This window comes from Paenibacillus forsythiae T98 (assembly GCF_000520735.1).
Classification (GTDB): domain Bacteria; phylum Bacillota; class Bacilli; order Paenibacillales; family Paenibacillaceae; genus Paenibacillus_AQ; species Paenibacillus_AQ forsythiae.
Genome location: NZ_ASSC01000663.1, coordinates 1 through 1,178, shown reverse-complemented (window position 1 = coordinate 1,178; position 1,178 = coordinate 1). Strand labels below are relative to the sequence as shown.

General features: G+C 60.3%; 1 protein-coding gene. It reads left to right on the top strand.

The window, feature by feature from the left end; all coding sequences use genetic code 11:
- Positions 1-848, top strand: an 848-nt coding sequence (locus L692_RS0120505; protein ID WP_025701909.1) for a M20/M25/M40 family metallo-hydrolase, incomplete at its 5' end; no start/stop codon positions are given.
- Between the last annotated feature and the right edge of the window lie 330 nt (positions 849-1,178).

The following is a 1,178-nucleotide window of genomic DNA, read 5'->3' as shown; positions in this document are numbered from 1 at the left end:
AAGACGGCTGGATTACGAGCGACGGCACAACCATCCTCGGAGCGGACGACAAAGCGGGTCTGGCGGCGCTCTTTGAAGGGATTCGCGTAATCAGGGAGCAGAAGATTCCCCATGGACAAATTCAGTTCGTCATTACGGCGGGCGAAGAATCCGGGCTGGTCGGCTCGCGTGCGCTGGACCCGAAATATCTGGACGCGGATTTCGGCTTTGCGCTTGACTCCAATGGCGAAATCGGCGCTATCGCGGTAGCCGCTCCGACGCAGGCGAAGATCAAGATGCAGATCTTCGGCAAATCCGCCCATGCGGGCGTCAACCCCGAAGACGGCATCAGCGCCATTCAGGTGGCGGGCAAGGCGATTGCCGCCATGAAGCTTGGCCGAATCGACAGCGAGACGACCGCCAATATCGGCAAATTCGCGGGCGGCGGCCCGACGAATGTCGTCTGCGATTATGTGGAACTGGAGGCCGAAGCCCGGAGCATCATCCAGGAAAAGGTGGATCTCCAGCTCGCGCAGATGCGCGAAGCGCTGGAGACGACGGTGCGCGAGTACGGGGCGGAATGCGAATTCCGCAGCGAGATCATCTACCCGGCCTTCGGCTTTAACGGGCAAGACCCCATTGTGCAGCTGGCCGAGCGGGCCATAACCTCGGTCGGTCTGACGCCAAGATGCTTCCCGTCGGGCGGCGGAAGCGACGCCAACGTGTTCAACGGGCTGAACGTGCCAACGCTCAATCTGGCCATCGGATACGAGCATATCCATACGACCAAAGAGCGGATCAAGGCTGCGGATATCGTCAAGGCGGCCGAGCTGGTCGTGGCGATTGTCAAGGCAAGTCTTAACAAATAAGGGTACACAGCCGCCCGGCCTGTTCCGTCACAGGAAATCGGCCGGGCGGCCGCAATGCGAGGGAAGCTGCTCTGCAGACCGAAATTCGGGCTGTGGAGCAGCTTCCTTTAGGGTTTGAGCCAGAAGGCAAATCACAGGGCAAGCCGACTGCCGGAAGCTTGCGGTACGGATCGGCTTTAAGGCCGGAAGGCGGCCGGATCAATCTTAAGGGGAGTACAGCGATCCCGGGTCATATGGCCTGCGGCGCTGCGCCTGATTGCAGCCGGTTCTCCGGGCGAAGCTTGATATATTCCGGGCTGTGCAGCGACAATACATACGCAAGCGGCATAT